This window comes from Lactiplantibacillus plantarum (assembly GCF_014131735.1).
GTDB classification, from domain to species: Bacteria; Bacillota; Bacilli; order Lactobacillales; family Lactobacillaceae; genus Lactiplantibacillus; species Lactiplantibacillus plantarum.
Map to the genome: position 1 here is coordinate 2,230,445 of NZ_CP039121.1, position 23,204 is coordinate 2,253,648.

A 23,204-nucleotide genomic window follows, 5' to 3' on the forward strand; every position below is an offset into this window, starting at 1 on the left:
TTAGGTATGTAAAAAGGCCACCCAAATTAAGGAAGCCTTTAGATAATTAGTTCTATTTACCAGTCGCTCCACCGGTTGTGCCACTTGTTGACTTAGTGTAGCCGCCAAACGTTTCAGCCATAAGCTTGTCTAGGTCGAAGTTAGTATCAGTTGACTTGGCAATCATATAAGGTTGTTGTACCCCGTTGGCAGCTAAGAAAATGTTAGACTTTAATGGCGTTAAGACGGTACCATTTAGGACAGTTGAGTAAGCAGCTTCACTGTTGGTATCAGTACTGTTATTAGATGCTTCTTCAACGAATTCGATATTGTTAAAGCATTCATAAATTGAGATGTCGCCATCTAATGATTGTGATTCGGCAATCATCGCAACATGTGGCTTAGGTAGCTGACGAACCCAGGCACCTGTATTGGTGTTTTGTGTGAACCCCTTTAGCATCTGGTTAATCTTGAAGTCCAAATCTAAGGCGGTTAAAGCCAGCGTGGGCATAGACTTACCATAAGCTGTTCGTTTGATTTGTCCATTCCCCCAACCAGGCGTCCCGGCCGCTTCGATAGCAGTCACATTGATTTGACTGAAACCTTCGCCATTGTGATCGGCAACATAGATTCCGTCAGTAGATAGACCTTTGGTAGCGTCTTTAATTAAGTCGCCATTATCATCTAGCAAAGCAAAAGTTGCTTTTACAATGTTGTGTTTTGACATTTAAATATCTCTCCTTTAAATCATTTCATTTTTAGTTACATAAATTGTTTTGGTCACTTGGTTGGTATCCGGGTCAGTTGTGTGGTGCTGACTAGATACAATTAACCAGCCGGCCTCTTTAAGGCTTTTCATCAAAGCTATCTCAGCTTCCAATGGGTTAAAGTCATCGGCTAGGTTAACCTTGTAGAAGATTTGAATCTCAACACCCATTGCTAACCCTTTAAACGTGTTGTTTGCAAGGTAGGCCGGGCTTGAATCGGTCTCTTGCAATAGCATGACTGTACTAGTAGTGTTGTCTAAATCTTCGTTAGGTATTTCATTAAGGTAGACTTTATCTAGCCACGTTAAATTGAGGGCGTTAACTAGGCTGGCTACCTGTGATACTGGTAATAGCATTAGTCATCGTCCTCCTTCTTATATTCATCTAGCATGGCGTTAAAGATATCATCTTGGCTGTCGGCTAAGTTCTCATCAACAAAGTGGTCAGCCCTAATATGTTTAGTCCCATCGTTTAGCCTCATGGCGTTCATATCATGGTATTTATTAGTCCACCCTACAATTGAGCTCCCATCGTGTTCGCCGTCTATATCGTTGCTGTTATAGCTTATGTTGTCAGCCATGTGTCCGTACTTCTCGTCTTTATGATTTGAATAGTGTTTCTTTCTCGTGACTTCCGTCAAGTTATCAGCTAACTTCTTAGCGCCGGCTTTGGTTATCCGCTCCTGTTCAGCTTCATTGGGAACTAGCTTATGGACGTCTTTAAGCCAGCTTGCTAGTTGGTCGGCCATATCATCGTTTGCCATAGCTAGGCCCCCTTAGTGACCTGTTTAAGCGTCAAATAATCGCAAGACAGATAATTACTAGAATCATCCATGCTGTCATTGATGACATCGTAAAGTTTACCTTTATACTGGCATTTAATGCCTTCATAAACTTTAGGATTGTGCCTAATAATGACCACTACTTGCTCTAATTGCTCAGTTGTGAGTTGATATGAATATGCAATCGATCGTGTATAGGATACACAGTATAAACTAAACTGACTAACAAATGTCTGTTTGCTAGTTCCGTTAATAGGATTTTGAACAGTTTTAACAGTGCCAATCTGTATACGTTGGTTAAAGTCAACTGGAGTTAGCCTATTAATTGCCATTGTCGTCCACCTCATCCTGTTTTTGATTATACAGACCTCGTAGTTGGCCAATGATTGAATCAACAACTAAGTCAACTGGATTAACGGTGTTTGAAGTGATTGATGTCCGGTAATACCAGTATGAACCAGCTAAGGCGTAAACAGCAGTTTCAAACAAGTCATTCACGCCTTCCATTTCATAGAACCCCGTAACGCCATTTTCATCACCAATGGCCTGTTCAATGTAGCTAGTGGCTGCAGACAAATAACCTTTTAGCAGCTCGTCATCATCATCCCCGTCAATTCGCAAAGATGATTTTAATGTTCCTAAATCGGCTGCCACTTTAATCACATCCTTACTTAGCCGCCCAGATTGTCACTGTACTGTGTATTTATTGGCGACATAGTTGGCTAATTACTTAGCAGGGGTCGTTGTAGCAGCGCTCGCCGCAAAGTTGGCCGGTTGGTCAGCAATTTTACTGAACGAACCTGCAACAAAGGCTTCCGTATCAGTAGCTTCAACATCAAAACGATCAATCACACGAATCTTAGTTTGATCCTTTTCAAAGGCGCCAGCTCCGATATTAGTCGTTAACAATGACGCATTTTCTCGGTCAAATAAAGTAACCGCTTGTGATAAGTCACCATAATACAATGGATAAACTGGTGCCGCTGCCGTCCCAGTATTTGGCAACCACTTGTCAGCAATCATAACCACTCGCTTACCGCGGACAATCATGCGGTCCGGCTGGGTTGGATCTGGTTGCAATAGGTAATTTCCCATAGCGTCCTTAACCTTGCATAACTCATTGTATCCTGACGTGTTCGTCAACAAGAACGATGTTGCCTTAATTGCTGGGTCAACAGCCGTGTTGATCATATCAATGATGTCATCAAACTTAGCTAAGGTTGGCTTCTTTGGCGCATTATTCATGGCTTCAATAATCTTAGTGTTACGACTAACAACAACCTTTTTAGCAATCCATTGGGTAAGCCATGCCATAAGGTTGTCAGCAGTATCTTTCAATAATGAATTTGTTGCCGTCGTAATTCCACCATAACGATGAATTACATACTTAATCAAAGTAAGCTTTGGATCATCATTATCACCAATGGTGGCTGTTTCATCATCTAAATCAATCAATGGAGTGACATCTGACCATTTTTCAAAAACTCGTGATCCCGTCTGGGTGCTAACAGCTTCCCGATTAACATATTGTTGAAGGTTGTCATATTGACGAACCAGTGTATTAATTGCAGTTTGAATATCTTGAGGAATAGTCAAACCAATTGCGTTACCAGCTTCGTCGGTAGAAGAAGTTACCAAGTTCATAACTTTAGGGTCACCTTTAATCATGCCTTGGAAGTTCTTAATGAACTTGGCTTTGATGTCTTCTTCGTCATCATCAAGTGGGGTCTTATTCTTGTCATCCATATTGGCAATTTCTTGAGCCTTGCGTTCTTCTTCCAATTGTTCATGTAAAGCATCACGCCGGGCAACCGCATTGTCGCGATCTTGCTTCATTGCTTTAAATTCTTCTTGATCAAAGCTGTCGTCAAGGACAGCTGCGTTTAACTTATCGTTCAAGTCTGACACCTTTTGCCCTTGGGCAATCCAGGCATCATTCATTGTATTGATATTAGCCATTAGTTGGCCTCCTTTTAATTTTTGCCAAATAAAATAGCCAATTTGCTGTTTCGTAATTCAGCAGATTGACTATTAGTAGTATTTTCTTCTTTAGATGGCTTAGTTTTATCCTTATCCGCCTTATAAATGAGATTCAGCAGCTTGTTAACTGCAGATTTAGGCGGAATATGTGAAATAGCATTCACCGGTTGCAATTGTTGATCATTAGTAAACATAATTTCGTCAGCGAAGCCTTTATCGACGGCATCACTAGCGGTTAACCATGTTTCATTTGCCATTAGCTGTAGCAAGTCAGCTTGATCCATGCCAGTTTTAGCTTCATAAGCACTGGCAATCGATTGATCAATGCCATTTAAAATACTGGCTTCATGCTCCAGATCGTCAGCATTACCAGCTGGTTGTGACCAAGCCTTATGGATCATAATCTGAGCAGTTGGTGAAATGTTGATATGATCGCCAGCCATAGCAACCACGCTTGCCGCACTAGCGGCTAAGCCTTGAATATTAACTGTTACATTGCCAGCATAATTCTTTAGCATAGTGTAAATCTCACTAGCCGCAAAAACATCGCCGCCATTGGAAGCAATGTCAACTTCAAGTGCTTCATCATCACCGTCGTCATCGTCAGTGTCATCGTCATCATTTAAAATGTCAGCAACGCCCGAAGGTGATACTGCTGGCATTCCAAAGAACTGATAGAAACCGGCTGTTTGATCATCAACAATATCGCCTTTAATCATCACTTTCTTTGTCATCATTATCACCTCCTTTTCCCGATTGAGCAGCAGGCATTTCATCTGGGAAATAACCAGTCTGCTGTAATAACCAAGTTGCTTGATTATTAGCAATTGTGCCATCTTTAGCTAACCCTGATAGAGTAGCTGCAAATGAGTCTCCCAATGGATCTACAGCAGTCCGTATATTGGCCGTGATTTTAGCGTTAAGCTTATTATCCAGCTCAGCTAAGATCGCCTGTAAATAGCGATTAAGGGCGTTCGTGTACATGCCTTTAATTTGGTCAATATTACTTTGCTGGTCGCCTTGGCCATTCAAATAGCTATCAGGAATGCCAAAGACTTTAGCGATTTGCTTACTCGTCCAATCTGTTTGGCTTAACAGCTTAGTAACATCTGCTTTCATTTCTAGTGGCTTGTAATCTTCAAGTTGATCAATAACTACCGGGCCACCGTTTGACTTGTTCACCTGTTTCATGAAGTTACGTGAACGGCTGGCCTTCATCTTCTCACTCAGCAGCCCACCGTGCTGAATAGATAGGACGCCAGGAGCACTAATTGAACGCGCTAATGCAGCCAACGTTAAACTGTTAGATGAACTCTTGACTTGTAACTCATTCGATAATGCTTTTAATGGACTGTTACCCGTCATACCGCCATCGGTACTAGCCCAACGAATATGAATCATGTCAGACTGTGGTACATATTGAAGAACGCCCAAATTAGGCTCATCAAAGGTAACCGTATAGGTTAAACCACTGCCATCATCTAATAAGTAGGTTTGCACTTGGCTTGGTCGCAAATATTCCCAGCGCAGATCTAAGCCATTAGGATTACGCCAGCGATATGCAAAACATTCACCACCCAATAACAATTGTGAATACATAGACTGCCAAAACGTGTGCCCATTAGCTGTCGTGCTAGGATTGTTTAGAATTCCTTGTGCTCGTGGCATATTGGCTATTAATTGTATCGTGGCCAAGTCTCCAGATATTTGATTAACCGCTGAATAAATATCTGAATTTTCCAAAGCATCTTTGGCACTAACATACTCATTATTGCTAGTTGGCGACAGAAAATTAACGATATTATCGTCTTCTACTGGCACGCTTTGAATACTAACTGAATTATTTATTGCCGTTGGTGGTTCAAAAAAAGGCATTGTTAATCACCTCCTTTTTGGCCAGCTGTTACGACTTCCGAAAGCCAGCCAACTAAAAACAAAGCTACAGCAATTGCTAGAACGCCCTGTGCCTGCCCCAATAAAAAGGCTGCATATACCCCAGCAATCATGCCTAGAATGAAACACAGTACATCAAAATAATGCCAGATAGTTGCAAAAAATTGTTTAAAAATCATCAATATCATCTCCTAGCAATCCTGACTCCGGGTTATTAAACCATTCAAGAACTTGTTTTTCGTTCATACGTTCGACCTGTTTATCAGGATTGTTTACGTCTGAAAAGTCTTCAAAGTGATACATGGCTTGGAATAAGGCATCAATTAACGCATCTACCACATCAATCTTCAATGTGGCCTTAGCTTTATCGACTTGAATACCAATTTTGTCTTCATAAATTTCAGCATTTAGTAATGCCTTTTCCATAATTCGATCATCCAAGCGGTCTACCGAGCCTTCAACAAACATCGTCTGCAAAAACTTAGTTGGATCCTTCAATTCACTAGTCCGCTGCCGAATGGCTTGCAATGGCCACCCTGAATTCAAATCCAATTGCTTGATTGTGGGTGTTAGCCCCCACGCATCATAACCAAAGAAAACAACTTCCAGTCGATGCCGCTCAACAAAGTTAAGTAACCACTGATAAACTTGCTCGTCATTGATTAGTCCTTGAGGATGGCTACTAATTGTGCAAAATCCCTTTTGAGCTAAGTTCCGATAATTAATACCGTCTTGCTTTTCTTTAGCTTCAATCGAACCAGCTTTCTGCCAGGGAATAAAGCTATGCTGATAAATAAACCATCGTGGTTTGTCATTATTATCACGATAAGGAAATACAAACGCTAGCGCCGTGTTATCACTAAACATCGAGTAATCAAAACCAATATAAACTTGCCGATCATCAAAACTAAATGATGATATAATAGCTCGCTCAACGTCAGGCAGTTTCAAGAAGCTGTCGGTCGATTGTTCTAGCCACAAGTTAAGGTTTTTGTTTTGGAAATCGTTGAGTGTGCCCGACAAAGCGTCAGAATCGCGCTTATCTGTCAAGCCGTTCAGCAACACTTCTCGTTGGCTTGGTAAATCTAGTAAGGGATTACTTTTAACCCACATATCGGGCTTATAAGTTTCGTCCAGATTGTCCTGCGACCAAATAAGCCCCAAATATGTATCAGCATCGCGCAAATAATCTTGTTCCATGGCTTGCTGAATCATACGCTCATCATCGTGAAATGGGACATTGGGATCAGGATATGCCGTTGAAATTTGAATAAATTGCTTATTACGCACCTTAACTTGGCCCGAAACAATTTTAGAAATCTTCTGCCGTGTTCTTACTTCACCAATTTCATCAAAAATAGCAGTTGTAAAGTGAAATGAGTCATACTGACCAGCCTCATGGCTAATCGCCCGTAGCTTGTTATTAGTCTTGCTCATTGTGACTTGATCGGCCTGTGAGGACAGCGTCCGTGTATCTAATCCACTATCTTGAATTAGTGTTTTAAATGGCTCAATAGTTGCAATCTTAGCAAGCATTGACTTAATGTAGCCCAGAATCTTGCTCGTTTGTTTGTAATTAATTGATGAAACTAGATAGTCTTGGTTAGATAGTCCCAATGACTCAATTAAAAAACTATAGGCAGTGATAATCGCCATCAGATAAGTTTTACCTTGCCCCCGCGCAACGGAAACAATTGCTCGCGAAAAGCGCTTGCCACCGTCATCATTACGCCAACCAATCAGCATTGCCATAATAAACTCTTGCCATGGCATTAGTTTTGTGGGTTCACCAGTATCAACATTCGGGCAAATTGCTGCAAACTTCAAAACCTGTGAAACTTTCTTGGTTGAATAATGGAAGGGAAAGTCAACACTTCCCTGACGCTGTAAATCACGCAAATGTCGTAGTGCAGCTAGCTTAATCAAATAACCGGTAACAACATCGCCATCTAAAACTGAGAAAGCGTATTTGGTACCAGCATCGTTATAACGCGTTTTAATGGGTTGCCAATCGATTGATTGGTAAACGCCCAAGACATCGTGTGTTTGTGTTAGATCAACTTTCATAATTACCGCCTATCCTAAAAACTCTTTCATTCGATCAGCGACGCTGCGTTTGTCTTTATGATCATCTAAATTCAGCTTTAACAAATCACTACGCGATTTTGGCGACAAGCCTAGTTCAGCGCCTAGTTTAGTCAGATTTTTAACCGCTGAATCGTAAATTTGTGTCATGGGATTACGCTTGTAACCCACGAAGTCTTGACCGATTTTTTTACCGGTCTGATCTTGTAACGTTTTATAGATTGCTTGGACTTCACCGTTTTCCTGGATATGTTTATACGCATTGCGATAAATCTCATATTGGGAAGCATATTGCTCTACAAGCCCGCTATCAATGCGTTTAACCGGGGTACTGTCTTCTAAAAAAGGCACTAATCGACGCCAAACGACCTTAGCTTGCCGGCCCAAGTAAGCTGGCGGTGTACGCGTTAATTGCCCGTCGTTGACGTCTTTATCCGACTTTTTCATCACTAATCTCTCCTTTCATTATTTGGTGACCCCCCCTACCTAAAAAGTTTCAAAAATTGTTTCTATCACAAAATAACGGCAATGTGTGTGCTCTTCTCGCGTCGTATGAGGGGGCGGGGGTTGTTTTAATTACCGTTGCGACCAATTATACATGATTGTTTTATTATTCCTTAGGATGCCAATTAGACTGGTTTAAAACATCTGGCATAACTACTTCATATGATTCTCCATCCTTCTTAATGGTCGTGTGTTGATAGACGTATCGTGCGACTTTGCCAATTACTTCTAATTCTGATTTTCCCACGAATCTATATTTATCATAAACACAGCTCATTAATTCCGGTGACTTGTCATTTACCAATTTGACAATGTATTTAATTCCAAAAGCGTTATAATCATTAATTGTTTCGTTAAATGATGCAAACGATTCAGGGTTCATAAGAACTGCTAATATCTCGTTTGCAATAGCTTCATATTCTTCTTTAGAACGTTCCACATTCATCACTCCTCATTCATTAACACAACGATTGCTGATACATCATTGATTGGCGTAACGTTTTGCAACTCGTTTCCTTGACCGGTGCCATAGTATGATTGTTCCCAGTCCGTCTTAGCACGATGACAGCTCCCACAAATTACAGCTAAGTTATCAACGTTAGCTTTCAACGTTTCATCAAACTCAATTGGCACAATATGATCGGCTGTCTTAGCAGGCGTGATAACGCCTTGCACTTTACAGTAAGCACATAAGTAATGGTCACGCTCTAGGACTCGTTGCCTTAGATGTGACCATTGCCTTGTCCGATAGAAGCTGTATTGTTGACGCTTGTCTTCATTACGATAACGTGTAACCGTGTTGTACTTGTGTGTGTATTGTTTATCATTGCTACGTGCCCAACGTTGCCGACTAGCCAAGTACTCAGCTTCATGCTCATAGTGCTGCTGACAATAGTGGTCAGGGAAAGTGACCATCGCATGGCAGTTAGGATAGCGGCATCTTCTTGTCCTTGGCATGTTGCTTTCTCCGTTTCTTTTCCAAACTAAAAGCGCCATGCTGTTTAGCACGACGCTTCATCCATTTATCTAAGTGGGCATCCATCTCCGCTTCTTGTGGCGTGACGTAGCCATACTTTGTGTTAATCATCTTTGCCATAGTTAATCACCGACACACTTTGATACCATTCAGTTGCGAGTTTCATTTGCTTTGATGTTGCTACTAAGAATGCAGATACATCAGCTTCCATATATCTTGGCTTTAGCCCATCAATATTTTTAAGTTGTCTAACTGAGATATACTTGCTAATCCAAGTGCTATTAATTTCAATAGTATGGCCATGTCTAACCACATTGGCTTGAGGATAAATTTTAGACATTATTTCATAGTCAAGTACTATCCGCTTTTCAACATCTCTTAGCGTTCCACATAACACGATTTTTAATGTCACTTTTGATTCCTCCAATAAAAAAAGTCTGAATACTATTCAGGCTTATTTGTTTCTATCCACCGTTTTTTTACTATGAGTTGCCTCACTGCTTGAACAGAATGGATATTGTACCCCGAATAGTTCTAGATTAACTTTTTTCCAATCATTCTCAATAGCCTTGTTGTCTTCCCTATTCATTGTGATGCCTCCATTCTAATTACCTGTCGATTGTCTGAATATAACACTCCAACGTGGTCGCTATGTGAGGCCATCATTCTACTTACCTGATTCCTTTTTAGCTTGCTTGATAAATCGGTCTAGATTATTGCGTTCACAGTATAGCACGTAGTAATAGGCTAATATGTTGCCAACTAGGATAAGGCCAGCTAGGAATATACATGCCCATAATGCTAGCTCCAACAGTATGCTAATAACTGGTCCGGATAGTATTGGCAATAATAAACCAGCCAGCCACAATAGTCCATTGGATACTGCTATTGTAAATAGCCAATGTGCTAGGTTTAATAGGTCTCCGATAAATCGGCCTAGTGTGGTTGCTTCCTCTTGATTTAACTTATCCATTTATCTGCCACCTTCCGTATTATTCTACTTTATTGCTTTGTGTAAATTGCACCCACACTGGCGTGACGTCACTCCTAAATTTATGTATCAAAAAACTCCCGCCAATAAGCGAGAGCTAGTTTGGAGAATTATAAACAAAAAAATCTAATTAGTCTTTCTTATCTGGATATATATCTTTATTTTCTTGCCTCTTTTTCCACTGACCATGTAATATATAGGCTAGGTCTTTTAGAAGAGAGATAGTGACACCAAATGCAAGCGACAAAGTTACAAACCAGATAGTCATAAAAATTCTGAAGGATCCCATTGAACTACTTATAAAGAATCCCAAAAGTGATTCAAACGATAATGCTAAATATGCAAATGTTCCTAACATTAAGTTTTCCAACATACTCAAATCTAAGTCCAAAGCATGAAAAATTACATTTTTTCGCAAACTCAACACTATAGAAACAAACCCCACAAATATTGCAGTTAGAGTAGCAGATAAAGTTAAAACAGCTGACATTAGAGACTCCAGATTCTGAGGATAAACTTTAAAATTCCATTCTGCTAGCATGACGACTATCCCTACAAATAGTAAAAAGAAATGCCGTCTTATAAATCTCATACACCATTCCCACCTTTCACTGCATGACTAATATCCAGCTTAGTTCTATTAGAAGTGTACGCACTATATACTGCATCCATCATAGCATCCACAATAACTTTTCCATTTCTATTCGTTGGTACATCAACAGTTGCAATCATTCGATGATCTACTAAATCAATCAGTTGGTGAGTATCATTGTATTCACCATCTATAAGCAGCTTTTCAACAACAACTTCTTTGTTTTTCTGGCGCATAAATAGTTTCTTCACATAGTCTGCAGCTTCAGCAACTGTGAATCCTCCATCGTAGAGTTTTAATGACATTTTATGACTACTTAACTCTATGGCCTTTTTCACATTCCCATGCTTAACAGTATCCGACAAATTACTGACTCGAAGATCAATCTCATTTATTCCACTCAAGTGGGCTATATTTCCAGTTCCCGTTGAGTCACGAACCACATCATCATATAGCCCAGTGGTCCTAGGAGTTGTGATATGGGTAAAGAAACGCTCCAACATGTTTACACCCATGGCTGAACGTGGTGGTACTACAATAACACCATTTGACGGATTGAAACAAACAACAGTATCTCTCGCCGCCCCTTCATCGGGATCATCACCATACTCAGTCCTTCCATTTCCAACAGATTCATTAATATCAACAATTACTGCCTTATCAAGGGTATTAGCCTTTTCAATATTAAAAACCCAAACATGTTCAGTATCAAGGGACAATGTTTCTTCTTCCCGTTTATTTCCAACAGTACCATTTAAATAAATCAAACGGATATGTGTGATACCTGCAAAGAGCGTTTGCCCAAGCTTTACTAAATTTAGTTTAGTTTCATCCATTTTAAATCTATCTAAGAGTGCCATATCAATCGGTGTTAAGTCAAAACAATCACCATTTTCGTCAAAGCCGTCTTTATTTGCTAAAGAGGTATGTCGATAAATGGCAAAAAAATCAAATTTTTTTTGAGTTGTATTTGAAATCATAATATTCACCTATCGTATATTTATTAGTTATTAAAATTAAACACCAAAAAAGGTAATAGTTCAATAGACTATCACCTATAACTAATAATATATGTGGATAAATAAACATCATCAGAACATATATTCGAAACCAAGCTATTAGTCTCGATTATATATCTGAATATCGCCGGTAGGACTCGAACCTACATTCCATTGTGGCTTACCAATTAGCCCACAGCGATTACCAGTCTGTAATTTGGAGGATTACGTCATGCACGTCAATCACATTTGGCATACTACCAATTTAGCACGATTATAGGGGTCAAAAGTGCACGATTAGTGCACGTTTTTATATTTCGTACAATCCAAACCCCTTAGCGCAATCGTTGATAAAAGTTTTCTTTAAGTCAAATGCTTTTCGACGGCTAACATTTATCATATGATTTGCAATTAATCCGTCAATTGTGTACTGCTGGTGTTTCTTAAAATATAGCTCATTTATAATTACTTCTGTATCACGGCCAACGCCGTCTAAACAATCATCAATTACTTCTCGCTGACGCTTCAATGTGTTAATGCGCCGATCATCGTCAATTGTAATGAGCGTATTTAACGCCGTATCTGGATACTTGTATTGTGCTTTGCCACCTCCGACATTATCATCACGAGGTACAGTTGGATAACGTAATTCCTGTTCACGTTTCTCGATATACTTGTCAATTTTGGGATAGTCACGTAGAATATCTTCAACTTTTCTAATCGTCGTTCGTTTCACTACCAATTCCCCTTTCACTCAACTCCGCAATATTTCGAACACGTCCCGCTTCGTATCATTGCTCGTCATTAGTCACCTCCACAATACCTTCACAATAGTCATTGCTGGTGTCGTCCACCAGTCGGGCATGTCATACGCTGCGTCCATGAAGTTGTTGGCTTCATCATAGGTGTCGAACGTCGCGATGACCTCGTGTGAAAACATATCTTGGCACTCATACTCAATTGTCATTTTTTTCCTCCAATAGTTCCGGGTTAGTGTGTACGTTGCCAATTAGCCGCATTTCATTACTGAAATAGTACCCATCTACGCCAAATTCCTTGCTAAAAACATCCTTAGCAATCCATTTACCGTATACATAATTGCCTTTCTTAACTTCAAAAGGTTTGCCAATATTCCTCTTAGTGTAAGAAATGACTGGCTGTAAAATATCGCCTTCATAGATATCTTTGTCACTCATGTCTGTCAGGCCGGTAAACTGCTCTAGCACCAGCTTGTCAGGTGTTATTGCGCCTTTACGTTGAAGGCCTGCTACTTTGACTTTTTTTAACTCGCCGTCAGGGTAAAACTCAATTTCTAGCACCTTACGATAGCTACTTGTCGCTTTGTCCCACGCTCTAAACTTAATCATCGTCGCCATCTCCTATCACTAGCAGGCCTGTACCAATTGGCTTAAGAACCATTCTATTACTTCATCTGATTCAATCATTTTCAATCCTCCCATGACTATTTTTGTGCTTATCTAATTGCTTAATAAACGTGCCATCATTTAAATCAGCTTGATTTCCCATCAAATAAGCCACTACTTCATTAGCTCGGTTAGCTGACTTAGTTATAGCAACAGGCGTGCCATCAATACTAATAACATGATTCCAAGCTGCGTTATATTTTTTAACACGTGTTACATCAATTAACATTTATATCCCTCCCCGAACGCTTCAAACGCCGGTGCTTCCGTTTAATCGTTGAACGTTTCTTAGTGTGTTTAGGCATAACTCACAGTCCTTCCGGTACACGCTCTTTAATGTACGTGTCAAATTGCCGCTCAATTTTACGACTCTCTCTGGCTAACTGATCCACTGTTGTAATACGTTCACTACCGGTCCGGATTAAATACCCACGAAGCCAGTGCAATGCGTCCTCGACATTCTTACAATGCGCTAGGGGTGCTTCTACTAGGCGATTGATGCCAGACTTATCATCATAGCTAGTTACTGGGTGGCCCTGACTGTCTACTGACATCTTGTTAACCTTAACTTCGTATTTGTCACTAGTCAGATGATACTGGTCAATTTTCATATCAATCATGCTTATTTGTCCTCCGTAATGTAGTATTTGTTTTCGTCAATCGCACGAATACGATTTTCCAGCCAAACGTTACTGTTCTTTAGCTCCCGAGACGTCCTAGTTTTACCCTGCTTGCCTTCCATGACTAATTTGATGGCATTATACTGGGTACGCGTAATCTCCGTGTAATCGCCTGATACGGTCTTAATTCCAGGCATCTTATGCAAGTTAGCTAGTTTGCTCTCAGGCACGTTATCCATGCTGCCATATCTCGCTTCTAGCTTATGAATTACTTCTAGTTCTTTAGGCCAATTTTTGCTCGCCATAGGCTAACTTCCTTTCAATCTCCTGCTCGTAATGATCATGTATCTCATTCGTACAATTTGGGCATGGTCCAAACGTGAAACCATAACTCCCAAGTGGTTGCTGAACAACTTTACTACCATGACATAATTCACAACTCATACACTTCTGACTCCTTCCATGTTGTCAAACAGCAATTGACAGCTAGTATCCTTGGTATATAAGCGGTCGATTGTTCTGCCATCATACATACTTTCTAATTGCTTACGTGTGTTGTTAGTCGTAATGATGGTTATATGTTTGACTTCGTTATGATCAAAATCACAACGCGCATTCGCCACTTGATACATCAGTGTCTGCAAATCTTTGTGTACTGGCTTGTAGAACCCCTTTTCAGTTGGCTTACCACCTTCAGTACCAAAATCGTCTAAAACTAGAACATCAACGTTTTGCATGCCTTTTAGAATGTATAGTAAACGTTGACGTACATCCGGTGCTTCATACTTTTCATTAACCAGCCGTAGCAACTCAGCTGTTGAGACAAACATTGCTGTCTGTCCTGCATTCATTAGCTGATACATGATTGCTAGCGCTAATGATGTTTTACCAACGCCAGGTCCGCCTGCTAGTGCTACGTTGAACTGGTTAGTCTCTAATTGCCTAGCTAACTTAAATGCTTGATTACCAAGTTCTCTAGCTTTAGCTTGATTAGGCTGTTTATCAACCTGCCAATCATTAAAGCTAAATCGTAGTGGCACGCCTCCAGACCAGACTGACATGCGATAGTAATACCGTTTTCGGTTAGCAATTACGCCCGCATTCGCCCGATCAATCGTTTGATGATCTAATTCTTCTTTGGTTGGCAACTTAGTTGTATCAATTCCCCTAGCCGCTACTACTTTCTGAATCGTGGCTTGATTGAATAGCTTCGTTACATTTTCCATTAGCCAAACCAATCCTCTCGTGTCTGTGGTGCAACGTTAGTCGGGTGATCACGTTTAACCTGACCCATGAGTGCGTCATATTGCTTGCGTAACTTTCCTGCCGACAAAATGTTTGCTTGCCAGAATGAATTATCCTGTGACCAATCTACTAGCCAATCTAATTTTTCATAATCACGATGATCACGTTCGTGTGCCAATCGAATATCATTAGCCCATTTCTGTAAGTTTGGTTCTTTGAAGTCAGGTTGCCGTTGTTTAATTCTGGTCAACAAATGACTAGCAATTTTGTATGGCTGAGAAGACGGGTCATAATTCGGTTTTGTCGAATGGTGACTATCTTTATTATCCTTACCTAACCTAACCTCTACTAACCTATCCTTACCTAACCTATGCGGTCCATTGCCCGTCCATTGGTTGTCCATTGGACGTCCAGTAGCCTTACCCGTGTCAGCACGTGGTTTTGGTTCAGTTAATTCTATGTTTGGCAAGACTTCTAATAGCAAGTCCTTATATATCGAATCCACTTTTCTATCCGCTCTAATTCGATTATTTTCGTTCCAATCCGTGATATAGGCAACTAAGTCATCGTTTAAAACATTTACAAAATTCTTAGCTACTAGTATTCGCAAATCGTCCTCAACTGCACCAGTTTGCCGCATAACCGAGAACGCTTCTACAACACCATCATCATCCGCATGCAACCCCAAATGGAAATAGAGTGCCTGACTGCTCAACGGCATCTTTAAAAATTTAGCGCTATCAGTTATACGGTTACTAAACATTCTTCTCTGTGCCATCTCTTAATCCTCCCTTATTTACTAGTAGGCATTCCACCTACCCGGTGTATTAGTCACTGCTGTATTTACCTTTCAAGCCAATTCGTTTTAACGTTTTTTTATCTAGTTTTATGCCATCTACCGGGACGTGGTATTTTGCACTAAATGCCACGGAGCCAATTTGCTCAATCTCACTGTGATGGACTCGACACAATGCCATAACGTGCCGTTTGGTGTGGTCAACGTGTGTTCTGTTCAAGCCGGCTCCAATAACGTCTACATGATGGATATCAGCACGATTACCGCAGATCATGCAAACTCGGTGGCGGCAACATTGGAACAGGTAATACTCTTGCTCACGTGGTAATAGTTTATAGCCTTCCTTGAGCGGCACGTGCCACTCAAACATGAAGTCGATGACTAGGTCGAGTAATTGGTTAGCATCGCTCACAGACGATTCTGTGGTGTCTGACAGGCTAATCTGCTTGCCAAACGTGTATGTCTCATACTGCAAATAAAACAAGTTTTTCAAGAAGTCAGTCGGCATGCCTGACCACGTATAGATGTCACTAAGCAACGCGAAGAACAAGCGTCGCTGTTGTGGCCTAGCTTTACGTGTGTCAGCTAATTCCGAGTACGTGTAGTATTCGTCAGCAGAACCACTTACCGTCTCAACATGGTCAAGGTTAGGCTTATGGGTGAGCTTCTGAACCTGATACCACTCACCATCTTTTTCAATTAACTTAGTCGGTAGCAGTTCCACACGATCACCTCTGCCTAATTTATATCACCGAATTATCTTTTAAAGCCTCCAGCAAAAATTTTCCGCCAGACAAGCCTTCATCCGCATCTTCAAATTGCTGTTCCAATCCACCTAAGTAACCTTCTAGTTCTAATAACAACCAGTCATATTCGTTAAACAGTGCAATCTTTTCCTCATCGTCCAGGTCGTCAAACGAAACAATTTTTTGACGTGCCTGTACCGCCTTGTAGGCAAAGTCAGCAGCGCTTGTGGCCGCAGATAACTTTTTTTCTACACGGTTAAGTTTCATTTCAAATGATTGGCATTCAGATAGTAAGTCCACCATTTATTTCAGCCCCCTATTAAACATCCACAGGTTCAAGCAAAATGCCATCGCCATATTATTTTCAATTTGCTGTAATTCTGGAGTTAATTCTTGTGGATCAATTGATGCAATCCGTGTAATACCATGAAAAATACAATCCTGTTGTTCTTTGTAAGGTAATGGACTATCCATAACTACCGTCCTCGCTTTCTTAGCACTTGCAAACGAGACTGCTTTGGAATAGAGTAGATGTTGGTGCTGAACATTTTTTCCATTAGTCCATCGTTAGCCAATACTAGCGATGGCTTTTTTGCGCTCGTTTCCAGTTGTTAACTGATAAAACTGATACTTTTTGCATGATCATTCCTCCTACTTGAGCACTTGAATACCATTGGTAATAATCTCGAATTGCTGTCCATTTTGTTCAACTACAGCCACATCTTTTTGAGTGCGCAATGTGAACGGAATTTTTTTAATATCTACTACTTTACCAACGCCGGCTTCTCGTATTAATTGGCCACAACTATACTCTGCCTTGTAACTCACTCGATCACCTACATGAACTTTCATGGTTATTCCTCCCGATACATTGGTGGTAATGTAAATGTCCATCCATCGTCGTTTTCTTCATCTGGCTCGCAAACATTAATATCGTGTTCTTGTAATTCAGCAATAAACTCTTCTGAATAGTAAAGACGCGGGTGCCTTTTAATAATTCCGGTTGTGTCATAAGCAATAGCATTAATCAGCTCACGTTCATCTGCACGAATCGCGTTATACTTACGTGCTCTTAACGCGTGCTCAATGTCTTCTTCATACATATCATTTCCTCCTTACTCTGCACCTTCACTGCCTACTTGAGTTTTATGTGCTTCTAAAAACTCATTTGCGTCATCTTGATCAATCCTTCTAACACCACCTATCTGTGTAACTTTAAGTCCCTTTTTAATGAACGAATACAATGTGTTATAAGAACCAATGTTGAAAAATTTTAGTGCTTGCTTGTAATTCATTTGCTTTGGCAAATCTGTTTGCATGCTGTTTCCTCCTTAAATTTCAAACATGTTGCTAACTTATGACTACTACTTTCTAATCATTCACAATTGATGGTCAGAACATGCGAAATCAAAATAATGTTCATGGCGTATAACTCCTTATAGCGTTACAATTAGTATGTCTTTAATAATTGAGGTGATTAAAATATGAATGAAACCAGTAAGTTCGTTGCTTTTGAACTGTTAAACAGAGGCCAACACTACGACGCCCTTTACAAATTATTAAAAAACTTTTCTACTCACCGAAAAATCACAGAATCACTTTGGATGGTAAATACTTCTCTCACTCCTGCAAAATTAAGAGACACTATAAAACCCTGTTTAGATGAAAATGACCATCTATTTATTATTGACTATGTTTCCGGATCACGATCTGCATGGTTTAATACTATAGATGATTTTAAAGATGCCTTAGCCCATGAAGATGACAATAATTAATATTCATTATTTTTTTATTGTCTTTTTTCAATTTGATTGTTCGAAAACAAAAATTATTTATTCCAATTAATCGAGGCGAATTATTATTAAATATTTAATCAGCTATGACTTAGAAAGTTCTTCCGAAAATTATGAAGAATTAATAACTGCCATCAAATCTTTTGGCGGATGGGCCAACTTAACACATTCATGTTGGTGCATAACTTCTGGCTTGTCTGCAAAAAGCATACGCAATCATTTGGTAAAATATATAAATGAAAATGACAAACTTTTTGTGGCCAAGCTAAGCGGTGAAGCTGCTTGGCACGGTTTCACGGACGATGTCAAAACGTGGATTAAAAAGCACTAGTCTCTATTCTTACTCTGGACCCCCATGTTACTTGCAATAATGTGGAGGTCCTTTTGAATTATCCATAATACACATACCAGTTTATTTAGTACTCTTGCTATTGCAGTGTCCTCCTTAAATACCAAACCAATGTTTAATCTCACAGCGCTTGTACCACACGGTTGTTAACGCCCAAGTTAATACTGCTACTTCTACCATGGCAATTCCTCCTTATGAATTGAATCATCAGCTACCCGCCTAGGTTTTAATCACTTAAATTTTGATGATTCAATAACCATTTTTCGACTGCTGGGGCGTACCATTTTCCGTCTTCTTCTGGCTTTGGGAATCCTTCTTTGTCGCGATAGTGCTTGTCGAATGTATCAACCTTAATGCCAAACTCAGAGTAGAAATCTTTACGTCCAATCATTTTATGATCAACAGCTTGCTGACTACGGCCGTCCGCGATTCCTTGTTCATATGCTTGCGTAAAAAGCTTCGACAAAGCACTTATCAAACTGTCCATCCTGGTCACTCCTTTCGGTGTATAATTTTGTTAGTTCAATTAATCGAGGTGATGAATATGGTTAATGAACAAGACTTAATTGCCGCTATTCGTTTGCATGCGCCAAGCCATTTGCCCGGCCCAGTTAGCATTGATGGTCTCCTATCCGAATTAGGAATTAATGATGAGAGTCTTTTGACGAACGCTTTGAAATCTTTACAGGATAAGGGATACTTACAATTCGGATACGGTAATGGAAAGATAAAGCGTATTAGTCTAAATACATCTTTCCCTCTATAAGTTTTTTAGTGACCCTTGTTCACGGTAAGGGTCACCTTTTTGAACTACTAGCCAATTGTTTGCAACTAAGTCTGTGAACGTTGGTTCCCAACAAACCGAAAGCTGTTCACCATGTGTAAACGCAATTAATCTTCCTTTTGTATCAGTCGCTTGAACGTAGTAAGTTGAATCATATTTCAAATCACTAGCTCGAACGATCTTCCCATTCCTGCCTGCCATTTTTAGTGCATCTACTAATTCCATATTGCTAATCCTCCTATGCTGGCTGTTCATTTAAGTAAAGGTCGCTCATACCAAGCATGTCCGCTGCTTGTGCTAAAGCGTCATAGTTTGCCATTTGAACTTCGTTAACTGTGCTTGGCGACCACTCACCACCGTTAACCCGAGATTTAAGGTTAGGGTTCAATGTCGCATCGTTATACTCAAGCAAGAATTTCAGTGCTTCACGTACATTTTCAAATTCCATTGTTTTGCCTCCTATGCTGGCTGTTTGTCTAATCTAAGTGACGTCTGCCGAATAATCGTCTTAGTTGCTGTAGACGGCTCCCAATCATTAATGAAGTCCATTACCATCTGGTAGTCCTTCTTGCGTAGCATTGACCGAGCGCTCACGTTAGCAATCTTCTTGATGCCACCGTTAATGTCCTTAAACAGCTCGCCACGCTGTTTCTGTGTGATATGCCCATAACTGTGAGCCACTTCCGACACCCGTTGGTTAACTCGACGGCTAAGTGCGCTGTATTCAGGATTTGGAATAACTTGGTTCTCTTTGAGGTCTTTCACATCGCCCTCTACACTGTCTAGGCGCTGATTAGTTTCCTCATTGGCTTGCAGCGCCAATCTGGCAATCTCTCTCGGTGATGTTGGTAGTGCAAACTGTTTCGGGTCAAAGTAGTTTTCTTCCAGCTCATCAAACATGTCCCAAGCTTGATCAGTTCCAAGCATTTTAGAATGCCGGCTAGCACCACGTTTAGTCCATAAATTAATTGCACCGGCGTGTTCACTAACCAATCCCGTTTTTCGGGTTTGGTTCTTAAATTGTTTCAGTTGGCTACCTTCTAAATGAAAATAATGAGTACCTTCAATAAATTTGTCCCTATTAGCATTAAAATTATCAGTAATGCGTCGTGAGGTTGTTCCATAAAATTCGGCTAACTGTTCAGTAGTTAAAATTAGATCTCCGTTAAATTTAACTTGTTGTACCTCTTGCATGTGAATCATTCCTTTCTTTCTGCGATTAATGTTGATTGCCTTCGAAATTAAATGGTGTAATTTGATTCATTGCTAGTCCTCCTTAGATTTTGTATTTTTTAACAAGGTAGTCATACACTTCATTAACTAATCGCTCTGCACCGTTTGTTGTTATCTTTTTATTCAACGCAAGATTTACAAAAGTGATTGATTTTTTGAAATGATCAGCGATAGTCCCTTGATTTTCTAACTGGCGATGATTTGCCAGCCACGATTTAATCGCTTCTGCTTTATTGTTTGTTTCCATACGAATAAACATCAGTTTGCCTCCTTTTAATATTTATTAAGAAAGATATTGCAAAAGTCTATAACATGTCTTAATATATAGACATAACGAAATAGCTACAAAGCTCTTATTTATCGCCCGCCAAGATGATTAATAAGCTCTTTTAGTTTTGCTAATTTGTTAACAATATTTCTTAACAAAGATAATTCTACAACATGTTTTAGATTTTTACAACTATTTTTTATACATGTTGTAGAATTATCTTGCCAATCATTGGAGGAACTCTACCATGACGCTGTTTGACAGGATAAAAACAATTTCGAAAGAACGTGGATATTCAATTGCTGAGGTTGAACGTAAAGCCGGGATAAGCGCAAATTATATGTATCAGTGGAAAAAACGTAATCCAAGCCCTAAAGCTTTGGCTTCCGTAGCCGATGTTTTAAATGTTTCTGTTGATTACTTATTAGGCAAAACGGATGACAATTCTACTTCAATGAAGCCCAAACAAGTTGATATTACAGATGACGACTATATTATGACCTATCAGGGTAAGCCTATCCCTCCTGAAGATATGGAGTACATCAAACGCATCTTAAACGGTGGGAAGGACTGATAATATTTGAATATCTACATCAAGCGTTTAATGCAGTATGCTTGGGATCATGGAATATCTTGCATCTTAACAGACAAACTAGATGCATACACTCCGTCGTCAGCCAAACCGGAAAATAACATCGTTCTAATTAACCTAAAATGGCACAATCCGTCTGAAATCGCCTTTCAAATGGCACATGAATTAGGCCACGTTATCAACCATGATGAAGGAATATTATATTTTTCTAGTTTTAGCAATAAATCTAAATATGAGCGCATGGCTAATTTAGAAGCATTGAAAATACTTATTCCAATTTATTTAAGCGAAGTTGATACGTATGCTGACAATAGTGTCATGCCGTTTATGGAAAATTTTGGTATACCCAAACGATTAGAAGATGATGTCGTTAACGCCTTCCGCACTAATGTTAGTAACTAGAAGTTAACTTACAGACCAGATACGGATGTCGGTAAAAGCTGGGAAATTTGGAGGAATTATTGTAATGAGAAAAATTATTATGGCCAGTTCTGTTTTATTAGGGGGATTGTTACTTGCAGGATGTGGGAATTCTAGCAGTAAATCTTCAAGTTCAAATAGTGACCTAAAAAAAGAAACCACATCGCAACTGAACAAAAAATACACTAGTAAAATTGCTGAACACGCTCAAGAAGGAAAATTAACCAGTGACGAAAAACTAATTCTTGCAGCGCATGATAAAGTTCAAGCACAAGAAATTGATAAGACTAAGGCAAAGTTTGTCGGTAAAACAGCGATCTTTCCTAAACGTGGAACTGTCGAAATTACTCATGTTGCCAAAGTACCGACCTATGACGATAACACAGCGACGGGCAAAAGGGTTGTGGTTGTGATAGCAAAAATAACCAATACTTCTAAAAAGACACGCTCAGCTGATAGTATTCAGACAGGAAATAACGAAGACGCTAGTTTAGGCTTAACTGTTTACCAAAATAGCGATTCTACTAAAGAAAATTTATCTGACGACCATGAAATTGACGATCCAAATGCACTATACAACGATGCAACTGCTAAACTTACGGACCAAGATCTTAGTTTTCAAAAACATTCAATTTTACCCGGAAAATCAGAGAATGTCGTGTATGAAGCATTTAACTTAGTGAATAACAAAAATCCACTTATTTTTAAAATACAGGACGGAACTGGAGAATCCAATTCATCAGATGTGTTGAGTGGACATAGTACAGTCAAAATTCCTATGAGTAATGTTAAAGAAGCAACACTATCAAGCTTAATTAATTAGGAGTAATTGTAATGGGACTACTAATAATGATCGTCATCTTTCTAGCACTATGGAAGATATTAGGAACACTAGGCCACATCTTTTTGCCAATATTAGCCGTACTATTTATCCTGGCAACCTGGATTCCTTCACAAGCAATTGTTATGGTGATTTGGGTGCCAATCGCGATATTATATTTTATCGGCTTAGCCGGGTATAAACATGCTAAGTAGAACTAGTATAAATATATTTTAATCGGGGTAAAAGCTATGGAATTGTATGTAGGAACGTACAGCACACACGTGTTCGACTTTACAATTGCAATTGGCATCATTTGCTTCATAGCGCTAGTCGTCATGTTAGTTTACTGGAATCACAAGCGAAAATAGCACCCTGCCCACTACCAGCCTAGCGGGCAACATGCGAGCGTAGTTCAACGGTAGAACATGTCCACTCCAAAATAGAGTCCCCCGCTCTTAACAACTACTATGCAGGTTCGACTCCTGCCGCTCGCATTGTACGTTAATAGCAAATAATTATGGAGGCACCTATGAATATTGATATCACAAAACTATTAGATTGGGGA

Annotated in this window: 43 protein-coding genes and 1 tRNA gene; 7 read left to right on the plus strand and 37 right to left on the minus strand. The window is 39.8% G+C overall.

The window, feature by feature from the left end; translation table 11 throughout:
- Positions 1-52: 52 nt before the first annotated feature.
- The 32 genes from E5260_RS10445 to E5260_RS10600 form a co-directional block, all read right to left on the minus strand.
- Positions 53-706, minus strand: a complete 654-nt coding sequence (locus tag E5260_RS10445) for a phage tail protein (RefSeq protein ID WP_003641402.1) — start codon at positions 704-706, stop codon at positions 53-55.
- 15 nt (positions 707-721) lie between these two features.
- A complete protein-coding gene (locus tag E5260_RS10450; protein ID WP_003641401.1) occupies positions 722-1,102 on the minus strand; it encodes a DUF806 family protein in 381 nt (126 codons plus the stop codon).
- Entirely contained in the window at positions 1,102-1,509 is a 408-nt protein-coding gene (locus E5260_RS10455; RefSeq protein WP_003641400.1) for an HK97-gp10 family putative phage morphogenesis protein, read from the minus strand. Before E5260_RS10455 ends, E5260_RS10450 begins: the two co-directional genes overlap by 1 nt.
- 2 nt (positions 1,510-1,511) lie before the next feature.
- The gene (locus E5260_RS10460) at positions 1,512-1,859 is read right to left on the minus strand and encodes a phage head closure protein (RefSeq protein WP_003641399.1); all 348 of its coding nucleotides are present in this window, start codon (positions 1,857-1,859) and stop codon (positions 1,512-1,514) included.
- Positions 1,849-2,181 (minus strand): head-tail connector protein, encoded by a 333-nt coding sequence (locus E5260_RS10465; RefSeq protein WP_025015703.1) that lies wholly within the window; start codon positions 2,179-2,181, stop codon positions 1,849-1,851. The genes E5260_RS10460 and E5260_RS10465 overlap by 11 nt, the downstream gene beginning before the upstream one ends.
- A gap of 72 nt (positions 2,182-2,253) precedes the next feature.
- The gene (locus tag E5260_RS10470; protein ID WP_003641397.1) at positions 2,254-3,486 is read right to left on the minus strand and encodes a phage major capsid protein; all 1,233 of its coding nucleotides are present in this window, start codon (positions 3,484-3,486) and stop codon (positions 2,254-2,256) included.
- Positions 3,487-3,500: 14 nt separating this feature from the next.
- The gene (locus E5260_RS10475) at positions 3,501-4,241 is read right to left on the minus strand and encodes a head maturation protease, ClpP-related (protein ID WP_025015702.1); all 741 of its coding nucleotides are present in this window, start codon (positions 4,239-4,241) and stop codon (positions 3,501-3,503) included.
- Entirely contained in the window at positions 4,219-5,382 is a 1,164-nt protein-coding gene (locus E5260_RS10480; protein WP_003641395.1) for a phage portal protein, read from the minus strand. Before E5260_RS10480 ends, E5260_RS10475 begins: the two co-directional genes overlap by 23 nt.
- Before the next feature lie 2 nt (positions 5,383-5,384).
- On the minus strand, positions 5,385-5,579 hold the full coding sequence (locus E5260_RS10485; protein ID WP_003641394.1) for a DUF1056 family protein: 195 nt from the start codon (positions 5,577-5,579) through the stop codon (positions 5,385-5,387).
- The gene (locus E5260_RS10490) at positions 5,569-7,467 is read right to left on the minus strand and encodes a terminase large subunit (RefSeq protein WP_003641393.1); all 1,899 of its coding nucleotides are present in this window, start codon (positions 7,465-7,467) and stop codon (positions 5,569-5,571) included. Before E5260_RS10490 ends, E5260_RS10485 begins: the two co-directional genes overlap by 11 nt.
- Positions 7,468-7,476: 9 nt before the next feature.
- A complete protein-coding gene (locus E5260_RS10495) occupies positions 7,477-7,932 on the minus strand; it encodes a phage terminase small subunit P27 family (RefSeq protein ID WP_003641392.1) in 456 nt (151 codons plus the stop codon).
- Between the two features lie 163 nt (positions 7,933-8,095).
- Positions 8,096-8,428, minus strand: coding sequence for a hypothetical protein (locus E5260_RS10500; RefSeq protein ID WP_129560429.1), 333 nt, complete (start codon positions 8,426-8,428; stop codon positions 8,096-8,098).
- Between the two features lie 5 nt (positions 8,429-8,433).
- Positions 8,434-8,946: an HNH endonuclease gene (locus E5260_RS10505; RefSeq protein ID WP_033607701.1), complete on the minus strand. Its 513-nt coding sequence runs from the start codon at positions 8,944-8,946 to the stop codon at positions 8,434-8,436.
- The gene (locus tag E5260_RS10510; RefSeq protein WP_003641389.1) at positions 8,915-9,085 is read right to left on the minus strand and encodes a hypothetical protein; all 171 of its coding nucleotides are present in this window, start codon (positions 9,083-9,085) and stop codon (positions 8,915-8,917) included. Before E5260_RS10510 ends, E5260_RS10505 begins: the two co-directional genes overlap by 32 nt.
- A complete protein-coding gene (locus E5260_RS10515) occupies positions 9,069-9,377 on the minus strand; it encodes a hypothetical protein (RefSeq protein ID WP_025015701.1) in 309 nt (102 codons plus the stop codon). The genes E5260_RS10510 and E5260_RS10515 overlap by 17 nt, the downstream gene beginning before the upstream one ends.
- Positions 9,378-9,632: 255 nt before the next feature.
- On the minus strand, positions 9,633-9,938 hold the full coding sequence (locus E5260_RS10520) for a hypothetical protein (protein WP_003641386.1): 306 nt from the start codon (positions 9,936-9,938) through the stop codon (positions 9,633-9,635).
- Positions 9,939-10,086: 148 nt separating this feature from the next.
- The gene (locus E5260_RS10525; protein ID WP_129560430.1) at positions 10,087-10,497 is read right to left on the minus strand and encodes a hypothetical protein; all 411 of its coding nucleotides are present in this window, start codon (positions 10,495-10,497) and stop codon (positions 10,087-10,089) included.
- A 47-nt stretch (positions 10,498-10,544) separates the two neighbouring features.
- Complete coding sequence (locus E5260_RS10530; RefSeq protein WP_003641384.1) at positions 10,545-11,528, minus strand: hypothetical protein; 984 nt, start codon at positions 11,526-11,528, stop codon at positions 10,545-10,547.
- Between the two features lie 328 nt (positions 11,529-11,856).
- Complete coding sequence (locus tag E5260_RS10535; protein WP_021732015.1) at positions 11,857-12,282, minus strand: RinA family transcriptional regulator; 426 nt, start codon at positions 12,280-12,282, stop codon at positions 11,857-11,859.
- A gap of 72 nt (positions 12,283-12,354) precedes the next feature.
- Positions 12,355-12,513, minus strand: coding sequence for a hypothetical protein (locus E5260_RS10540; RefSeq protein ID WP_003641382.1), 159 nt, complete (start codon positions 12,511-12,513; stop codon positions 12,355-12,357).
- On the minus strand, positions 12,503-12,913 hold the full coding sequence (locus E5260_RS10545) for a YopX family protein (RefSeq protein ID WP_025015700.1): 411 nt from the start codon (positions 12,911-12,913) through the stop codon (positions 12,503-12,505). Before E5260_RS10545 ends, E5260_RS10540 begins: the two co-directional genes overlap by 11 nt.
- A gap of 70 nt (positions 12,914-12,983) precedes the next feature.
- On the minus strand, positions 12,984-13,199 hold the full coding sequence (locus E5260_RS10550) for a hypothetical protein (protein ID WP_003641380.1): 216 nt from the start codon (positions 13,197-13,199) through the stop codon (positions 12,984-12,986).
- A gap of 79 nt (positions 13,200-13,278) precedes the next feature.
- On the minus strand, positions 13,279-13,590 hold the full coding sequence (locus tag E5260_RS10555; protein WP_003641379.1) for a hypothetical protein: 312 nt from the start codon (positions 13,588-13,590) through the stop codon (positions 13,279-13,281).
- Positions 13,591-13,592: 2 nt separating this feature from the next.
- Positions 13,593-13,895 carry a hypothetical protein gene (locus E5260_RS10560; RefSeq protein ID WP_003641378.1) on the minus strand — a complete coding sequence of 101 codons (303 nt, stop codon included), beginning with the start codon at positions 13,893-13,895 and terminating at the stop codon, positions 13,593-13,595.
- 135 nt (positions 13,896-14,030) lie between these two features.
- On the minus strand, positions 14,031-14,816 hold the full coding sequence (locus tag E5260_RS10565) for an ATP-binding protein (protein WP_003641376.1): 786 nt from the start codon (positions 14,814-14,816) through the stop codon (positions 14,031-14,033).
- Complete coding sequence (locus tag E5260_RS10570) at positions 14,816-15,613, minus strand: hypothetical protein (RefSeq protein ID WP_003641375.1); 798 nt, start codon at positions 15,611-15,613, stop codon at positions 14,816-14,818. Before E5260_RS10570 ends, E5260_RS10565 begins: the two co-directional genes overlap by 1 nt.
- A 49-nt stretch (positions 15,614-15,662) precedes the next feature.
- On the minus strand, positions 15,663-16,355 hold the full coding sequence (locus E5260_RS10575; RefSeq protein ID WP_003641374.1) for a putative HNHc nuclease: 693 nt from the start codon (positions 16,353-16,355) through the stop codon (positions 15,663-15,665).
- Between the two features lie 19 nt (positions 16,356-16,374).
- Positions 16,375-16,680 carry a hypothetical protein gene (locus E5260_RS10580; protein WP_003641373.1) on the minus strand — a complete coding sequence of 102 codons (306 nt, stop codon included), beginning with the start codon at positions 16,678-16,680 and terminating at the stop codon, positions 16,375-16,377.
- A complete protein-coding gene (locus tag E5260_RS10585) occupies positions 16,681-16,851 on the minus strand; it encodes a hypothetical protein (protein ID WP_003641372.1) in 171 nt (56 codons plus the stop codon).
- A 177-nt stretch (positions 16,852-17,028) separates the two neighbouring features.
- Positions 17,029-17,229 (minus strand): hypothetical protein, encoded by a 201-nt coding sequence (locus E5260_RS10590; protein ID WP_003641371.1) that lies wholly within the window; start codon positions 17,227-17,229, stop codon positions 17,029-17,031.
- 2 nt (positions 17,230-17,231) lie between these two features.
- Positions 17,232-17,480 (minus strand): hypothetical protein, encoded by a 249-nt coding sequence (locus E5260_RS10595; protein ID WP_003641370.1) that lies wholly within the window; start codon positions 17,478-17,480, stop codon positions 17,232-17,234.
- Positions 17,481-17,492: 12 nt separating this feature from the next.
- Complete coding sequence (locus E5260_RS10600; protein WP_003641369.1) at positions 17,493-17,696, minus strand: helix-turn-helix domain-containing protein; 204 nt, start codon at positions 17,694-17,696, stop codon at positions 17,493-17,495.
- A 165-nt stretch (positions 17,697-17,861) separates the two neighbouring features.
- Here E5260_RS10600 and E5260_RS10605 point away from each other — a divergent pair, with 165 nt between their 5' ends.
- The gene (locus tag E5260_RS10605) at positions 17,862-18,152 is read left to right on the plus strand and encodes a hypothetical protein (RefSeq protein ID WP_003641368.1); all 291 of its coding nucleotides are present in this window, start codon (positions 17,862-17,864) and stop codon (positions 18,150-18,152) included.
- Between the two features lie 593 nt (positions 18,153-18,745).
- On the opposite strand, the gene E5260_RS10610 is transcribed toward E5260_RS10605, so the two are convergent.
- Positions 18,746-19,006 carry a hypothetical protein gene (locus E5260_RS10610; protein ID WP_003641367.1) on the minus strand — a complete coding sequence of 87 codons (261 nt, stop codon included), beginning with the start codon at positions 19,004-19,006 and terminating at the stop codon, positions 18,746-18,748.
- A gap of 57 nt (positions 19,007-19,063) precedes the next feature.
- Between E5260_RS10610 and E5260_RS10615 the strand changes: the two genes are divergently transcribed.
- A complete protein-coding gene (locus E5260_RS10615) occupies positions 19,064-19,285 on the plus strand; it encodes a hypothetical protein (protein ID WP_025015699.1) in 222 nt (73 codons plus the stop codon).
- Here E5260_RS10615 and E5260_RS10620 read toward each other — a convergent pair.
- The 4 genes from E5260_RS10620 to E5260_RS10635 all read right to left on the minus strand — a co-directional run bounded on the left by E5260_RS10620 (position 19,280) and on the right by E5260_RS10635 (position 20,795).
- Entirely contained in the window at positions 19,280-19,528 is a 249-nt protein-coding gene (locus tag E5260_RS10620; RefSeq protein WP_003641365.1) for a hypothetical protein, read from the minus strand. The two genes, E5260_RS10615 and E5260_RS10620, sit on opposite strands and share 6 nt — an antisense overlap.
- A gap of 13 nt (positions 19,529-19,541) precedes the next feature.
- The gene (locus E5260_RS10625; RefSeq protein WP_003641364.1) at positions 19,542-19,751 is read right to left on the minus strand and encodes a hypothetical protein; all 210 of its coding nucleotides are present in this window, start codon (positions 19,749-19,751) and stop codon (positions 19,542-19,544) included.
- Positions 19,752-19,762: 11 nt separating this feature from the next.
- Positions 19,763-20,497: an ORF6N domain-containing protein gene (locus tag E5260_RS10630; protein ID WP_025015698.1), complete on the minus strand. Its 735-nt coding sequence runs from the start codon at positions 20,495-20,497 to the stop codon at positions 19,763-19,765.
- Between the two features lie 82 nt (positions 20,498-20,579).
- Positions 20,580-20,795: a hypothetical protein gene (locus E5260_RS10635; protein WP_003641362.1), complete on the minus strand. Its 216-nt coding sequence runs from the start codon at positions 20,793-20,795 to the stop codon at positions 20,580-20,582.
- Positions 20,796-21,051: 256 nt separating this feature from the next.
- Here E5260_RS10635 and E5260_RS10640 point away from each other — a divergent pair, with 256 nt between their 5' ends.
- The 5 genes from E5260_RS10640 (at position 21,052) to E5260_RS10660 (ending at position 23,133) form a co-directional block, all read left to right on the plus strand.
- Complete coding sequence (locus E5260_RS10640) at positions 21,052-21,378, plus strand: helix-turn-helix domain-containing protein (protein WP_003641361.1); 327 nt, start codon at positions 21,052-21,054, stop codon at positions 21,376-21,378.
- A gap of 30 nt (positions 21,379-21,408) precedes the next feature.
- Positions 21,409-21,798, plus strand: a complete 390-nt coding sequence (locus E5260_RS10645) for an ImmA/IrrE family metallo-endopeptidase (RefSeq protein ID WP_003641360.1) — start codon at positions 21,409-21,411, stop codon at positions 21,796-21,798.
- Positions 21,799-21,862: 64 nt separating this feature from the next.
- The gene (locus tag E5260_RS10650; protein WP_025015697.1) at positions 21,863-22,639 is read left to right on the plus strand and encodes a DUF4352 domain-containing protein; all 777 of its coding nucleotides are present in this window, start codon (positions 21,863-21,865) and stop codon (positions 22,637-22,639) included.
- 11 nt (positions 22,640-22,650) lie between these two features.
- Positions 22,651-22,851 (plus strand): hypothetical protein, encoded by a 201-nt coding sequence (locus tag E5260_RS10655; RefSeq protein WP_003641358.1) that lies wholly within the window; start codon positions 22,651-22,653, stop codon positions 22,849-22,851.
- A gap of 189 nt (positions 22,852-23,040) precedes the next feature.
- Positions 23,041-23,133: transfer RNA gene (locus tag E5260_RS10660), tRNA-Trp, on the plus strand.
- Positions 23,134-23,204: the final 71 nt, after the last annotated feature.

Excerpts from the sequence above, each read along its gene's own strand:
- E5260_RS10445 (WP_003641402.1), bottom strand. The coding sequence starts at position 706 with ATGTCAAAACACAACATTGTAAAAGCAACTTTTGCTTTGCTAGATGAT.
- E5260_RS10450 (WP_003641401.1), bottom strand. The coding sequence starts at position 1,102 with ATGCTATTACCAGTATCACAGGTAGCCAGCCTAGTTAACGCCCTCAAT.
- E5260_RS10455 (WP_003641400.1), bottom strand. The coding sequence starts at position 1,509 with ATGGCAAACGATGATATGGCCGACCAACTAGCAAGCTGGCTTAAAGAC.
- E5260_RS10460 (WP_003641399.1), bottom strand. The coding sequence starts at position 1,859 with ATGGCAATTAATAGGCTAACTCCAGTTGACTTTAACCAACGTATACAG.
- E5260_RS10470 (WP_003641397.1), bottom strand. The coding sequence starts at position 3,486 with ATGGCTAATATCAATACAATGAATGATGCCTGGATTGCCCAAGGGCAA.
- E5260_RS10475 (WP_025015702.1), bottom strand. The coding sequence starts at position 4,241 with ATGACAAAGAAAGTGATGATTAAAGGCGATATTGTTGATGATCAAACA.
- E5260_RS10480 (WP_003641395.1), bottom strand. The coding sequence starts at position 5,382 with ATGCCTTTTTTTGAACCACCAACGGCAATAAATAATTCAGTTAGTATT.
- E5260_RS10485 (WP_003641394.1), bottom strand. The coding sequence starts at position 5,579 with ATGATTTTTAAACAATTTTTTGCAACTATCTGGCATTATTTTGATGTA.
- E5260_RS10490 (WP_003641393.1), bottom strand. The coding sequence starts at position 7,467 with ATGAAAGTTGATCTAACACAAACACACGATGTCTTGGGCGTTTACCAA.
- E5260_RS10495 (WP_003641392.1), bottom strand. The coding sequence starts at position 7,932 with ATGAAAAAGTCGGATAAAGACGTCAACGACGGGCAATTAACGCGTACA.
- E5260_RS10505 (WP_033607701.1), bottom strand. The coding sequence starts at position 8,946 with ATGCCAAGGACAAGAAGATGCCGCTATCCTAACTGCCATGCGATGGTC.
- E5260_RS10510 (WP_003641389.1), bottom strand. The coding sequence starts at position 9,085 with ATGGCAAAGATGATTAACACAAAGTATGGCTACGTCACGCCACAAGAA.
- E5260_RS10520 (WP_003641386.1), bottom strand. The coding sequence starts at position 9,938 with ATGGATAAGTTAAATCAAGAGGAAGCAACCACACTAGGCCGATTTATC.
- E5260_RS10525 (WP_129560430.1), bottom strand. The coding sequence starts at position 10,497 with ATGCTAGCAGAATGGAATTTTAAAGTTTATCCTCAGAATCTGGAGTCT.
- E5260_RS10530 (WP_003641384.1), bottom strand. The coding sequence starts at position 11,528 with ATGATTTCAAATACAACTCAAAAAAAATTTGATTTTTTTGCCATTTAT.
- E5260_RS10540 (WP_003641382.1), bottom strand. The coding sequence starts at position 12,513 with ATGACAATTGAGTATGAGTGCCAAGATATGTTTTCACACGAGGTCATC.
- E5260_RS10545 (WP_025015700.1), bottom strand. The coding sequence starts at position 12,913 with ATGATTAAGTTTAGAGCGTGGGACAAAGCGACAAGTAGCTATCGTAAG.
- E5260_RS10550 (WP_003641380.1), bottom strand. The coding sequence starts at position 13,199 with ATGTTAATTGATGTAACACGTGTTAAAAAATATAACGCAGCTTGGAAT.
- E5260_RS10555 (WP_003641379.1), bottom strand. The coding sequence starts at position 13,590 with ATGATTGATATGAAAATTGACCAGTATCATCTGACTAGTGACAAATAC.
- E5260_RS10560 (WP_003641378.1), bottom strand. The coding sequence starts at position 13,895 with ATGGCGAGCAAAAATTGGCCTAAAGAACTAGAAGTAATTCATAAGCTA.
- E5260_RS10565 (WP_003641376.1), bottom strand. The coding sequence starts at position 14,816 with ATGGAAAATGTAACGAAGCTATTCAATCAAGCCACGATTCAGAAAGTA.
- E5260_RS10570 (WP_003641375.1), bottom strand. The coding sequence starts at position 15,613 with ATGGCACAGAGAAGAATGTTTAGTAACCGTATAACTGATAGCGCTAAA.
- E5260_RS10580 (WP_003641373.1), bottom strand. The coding sequence starts at position 16,680 with ATGGTGGACTTACTATCTGAATGCCAATCATTTGAAATGAAACTTAAC.
- E5260_RS10585 (WP_003641372.1), bottom strand. The coding sequence starts at position 16,851 with ATGGATAGTCCATTACCTTACAAAGAACAACAGGATTGTATTTTTCAT.
- E5260_RS10590 (WP_003641371.1), bottom strand. The coding sequence starts at position 17,229 with ATGAAAGTTCATGTAGGTGATCGAGTGAGTTACAAGGCAGAGTATAGT.
- E5260_RS10595 (WP_003641370.1), bottom strand. The coding sequence starts at position 17,480 with ATGTATGAAGAAGACATTGAGCACGCGTTAAGAGCACGTAAGTATAAC.
- E5260_RS10600 (WP_003641369.1), bottom strand. The coding sequence starts at position 17,696 with ATGCAAACAGATTTGCCAAAGCAAATGAATTACAAGCAAGCACTAAAA.
- E5260_RS10605 (WP_003641368.1), top strand. The coding sequence starts at position 17,862 with ATGAATGAAACCAGTAAGTTCGTTGCTTTTGAACTGTTAAACAGAGGC.
- E5260_RS10610 (WP_003641367.1), bottom strand. The coding sequence starts at position 19,006 with ATGGACAGTTTGATAAGTGCTTTGTCGAAGCTTTTTACGCAAGCATAT.
- E5260_RS10615 (WP_025015699.1), top strand. The coding sequence starts at position 19,064 with ATGGTTAATGAACAAGACTTAATTGCCGCTATTCGTTTGCATGCGCCA.
- E5260_RS10620 (WP_003641365.1), bottom strand. The coding sequence starts at position 19,528 with ATGGAATTAGTAGATGCACTAAAAATGGCAGGCAGGAATGGGAAGATC.
- E5260_RS10625 (WP_003641364.1), bottom strand. The coding sequence starts at position 19,751 with ATGGAATTTGAAAATGTACGTGAAGCACTGAAATTCTTGCTTGAGTAT.
- E5260_RS10630 (WP_025015698.1), bottom strand. The coding sequence starts at position 20,497 with ATGCAAGAGGTACAACAAGTTAAATTTAACGGAGATCTAATTTTAACT.
- E5260_RS10635 (WP_003641362.1), bottom strand. The coding sequence starts at position 20,795 with ATGTTTATTCGTATGGAAACAAACAATAAAGCAGAAGCGATTAAATCG.
- E5260_RS10640 (WP_003641361.1), top strand. The coding sequence starts at position 21,052 with ATGACGCTGTTTGACAGGATAAAAACAATTTCGAAAGAACGTGGATAT.
- E5260_RS10645 (WP_003641360.1), top strand. The coding sequence starts at position 21,409 with ATGCAGTATGCTTGGGATCATGGAATATCTTGCATCTTAACAGACAAA.
- E5260_RS10650 (WP_025015697.1), top strand. The coding sequence starts at position 21,863 with ATGAGAAAAATTATTATGGCCAGTTCTGTTTTATTAGGGGGATTGTTA.
- E5260_RS10655 (WP_003641358.1), top strand. The coding sequence starts at position 22,651 with ATGGGACTACTAATAATGATCGTCATCTTTCTAGCACTATGGAAGATA.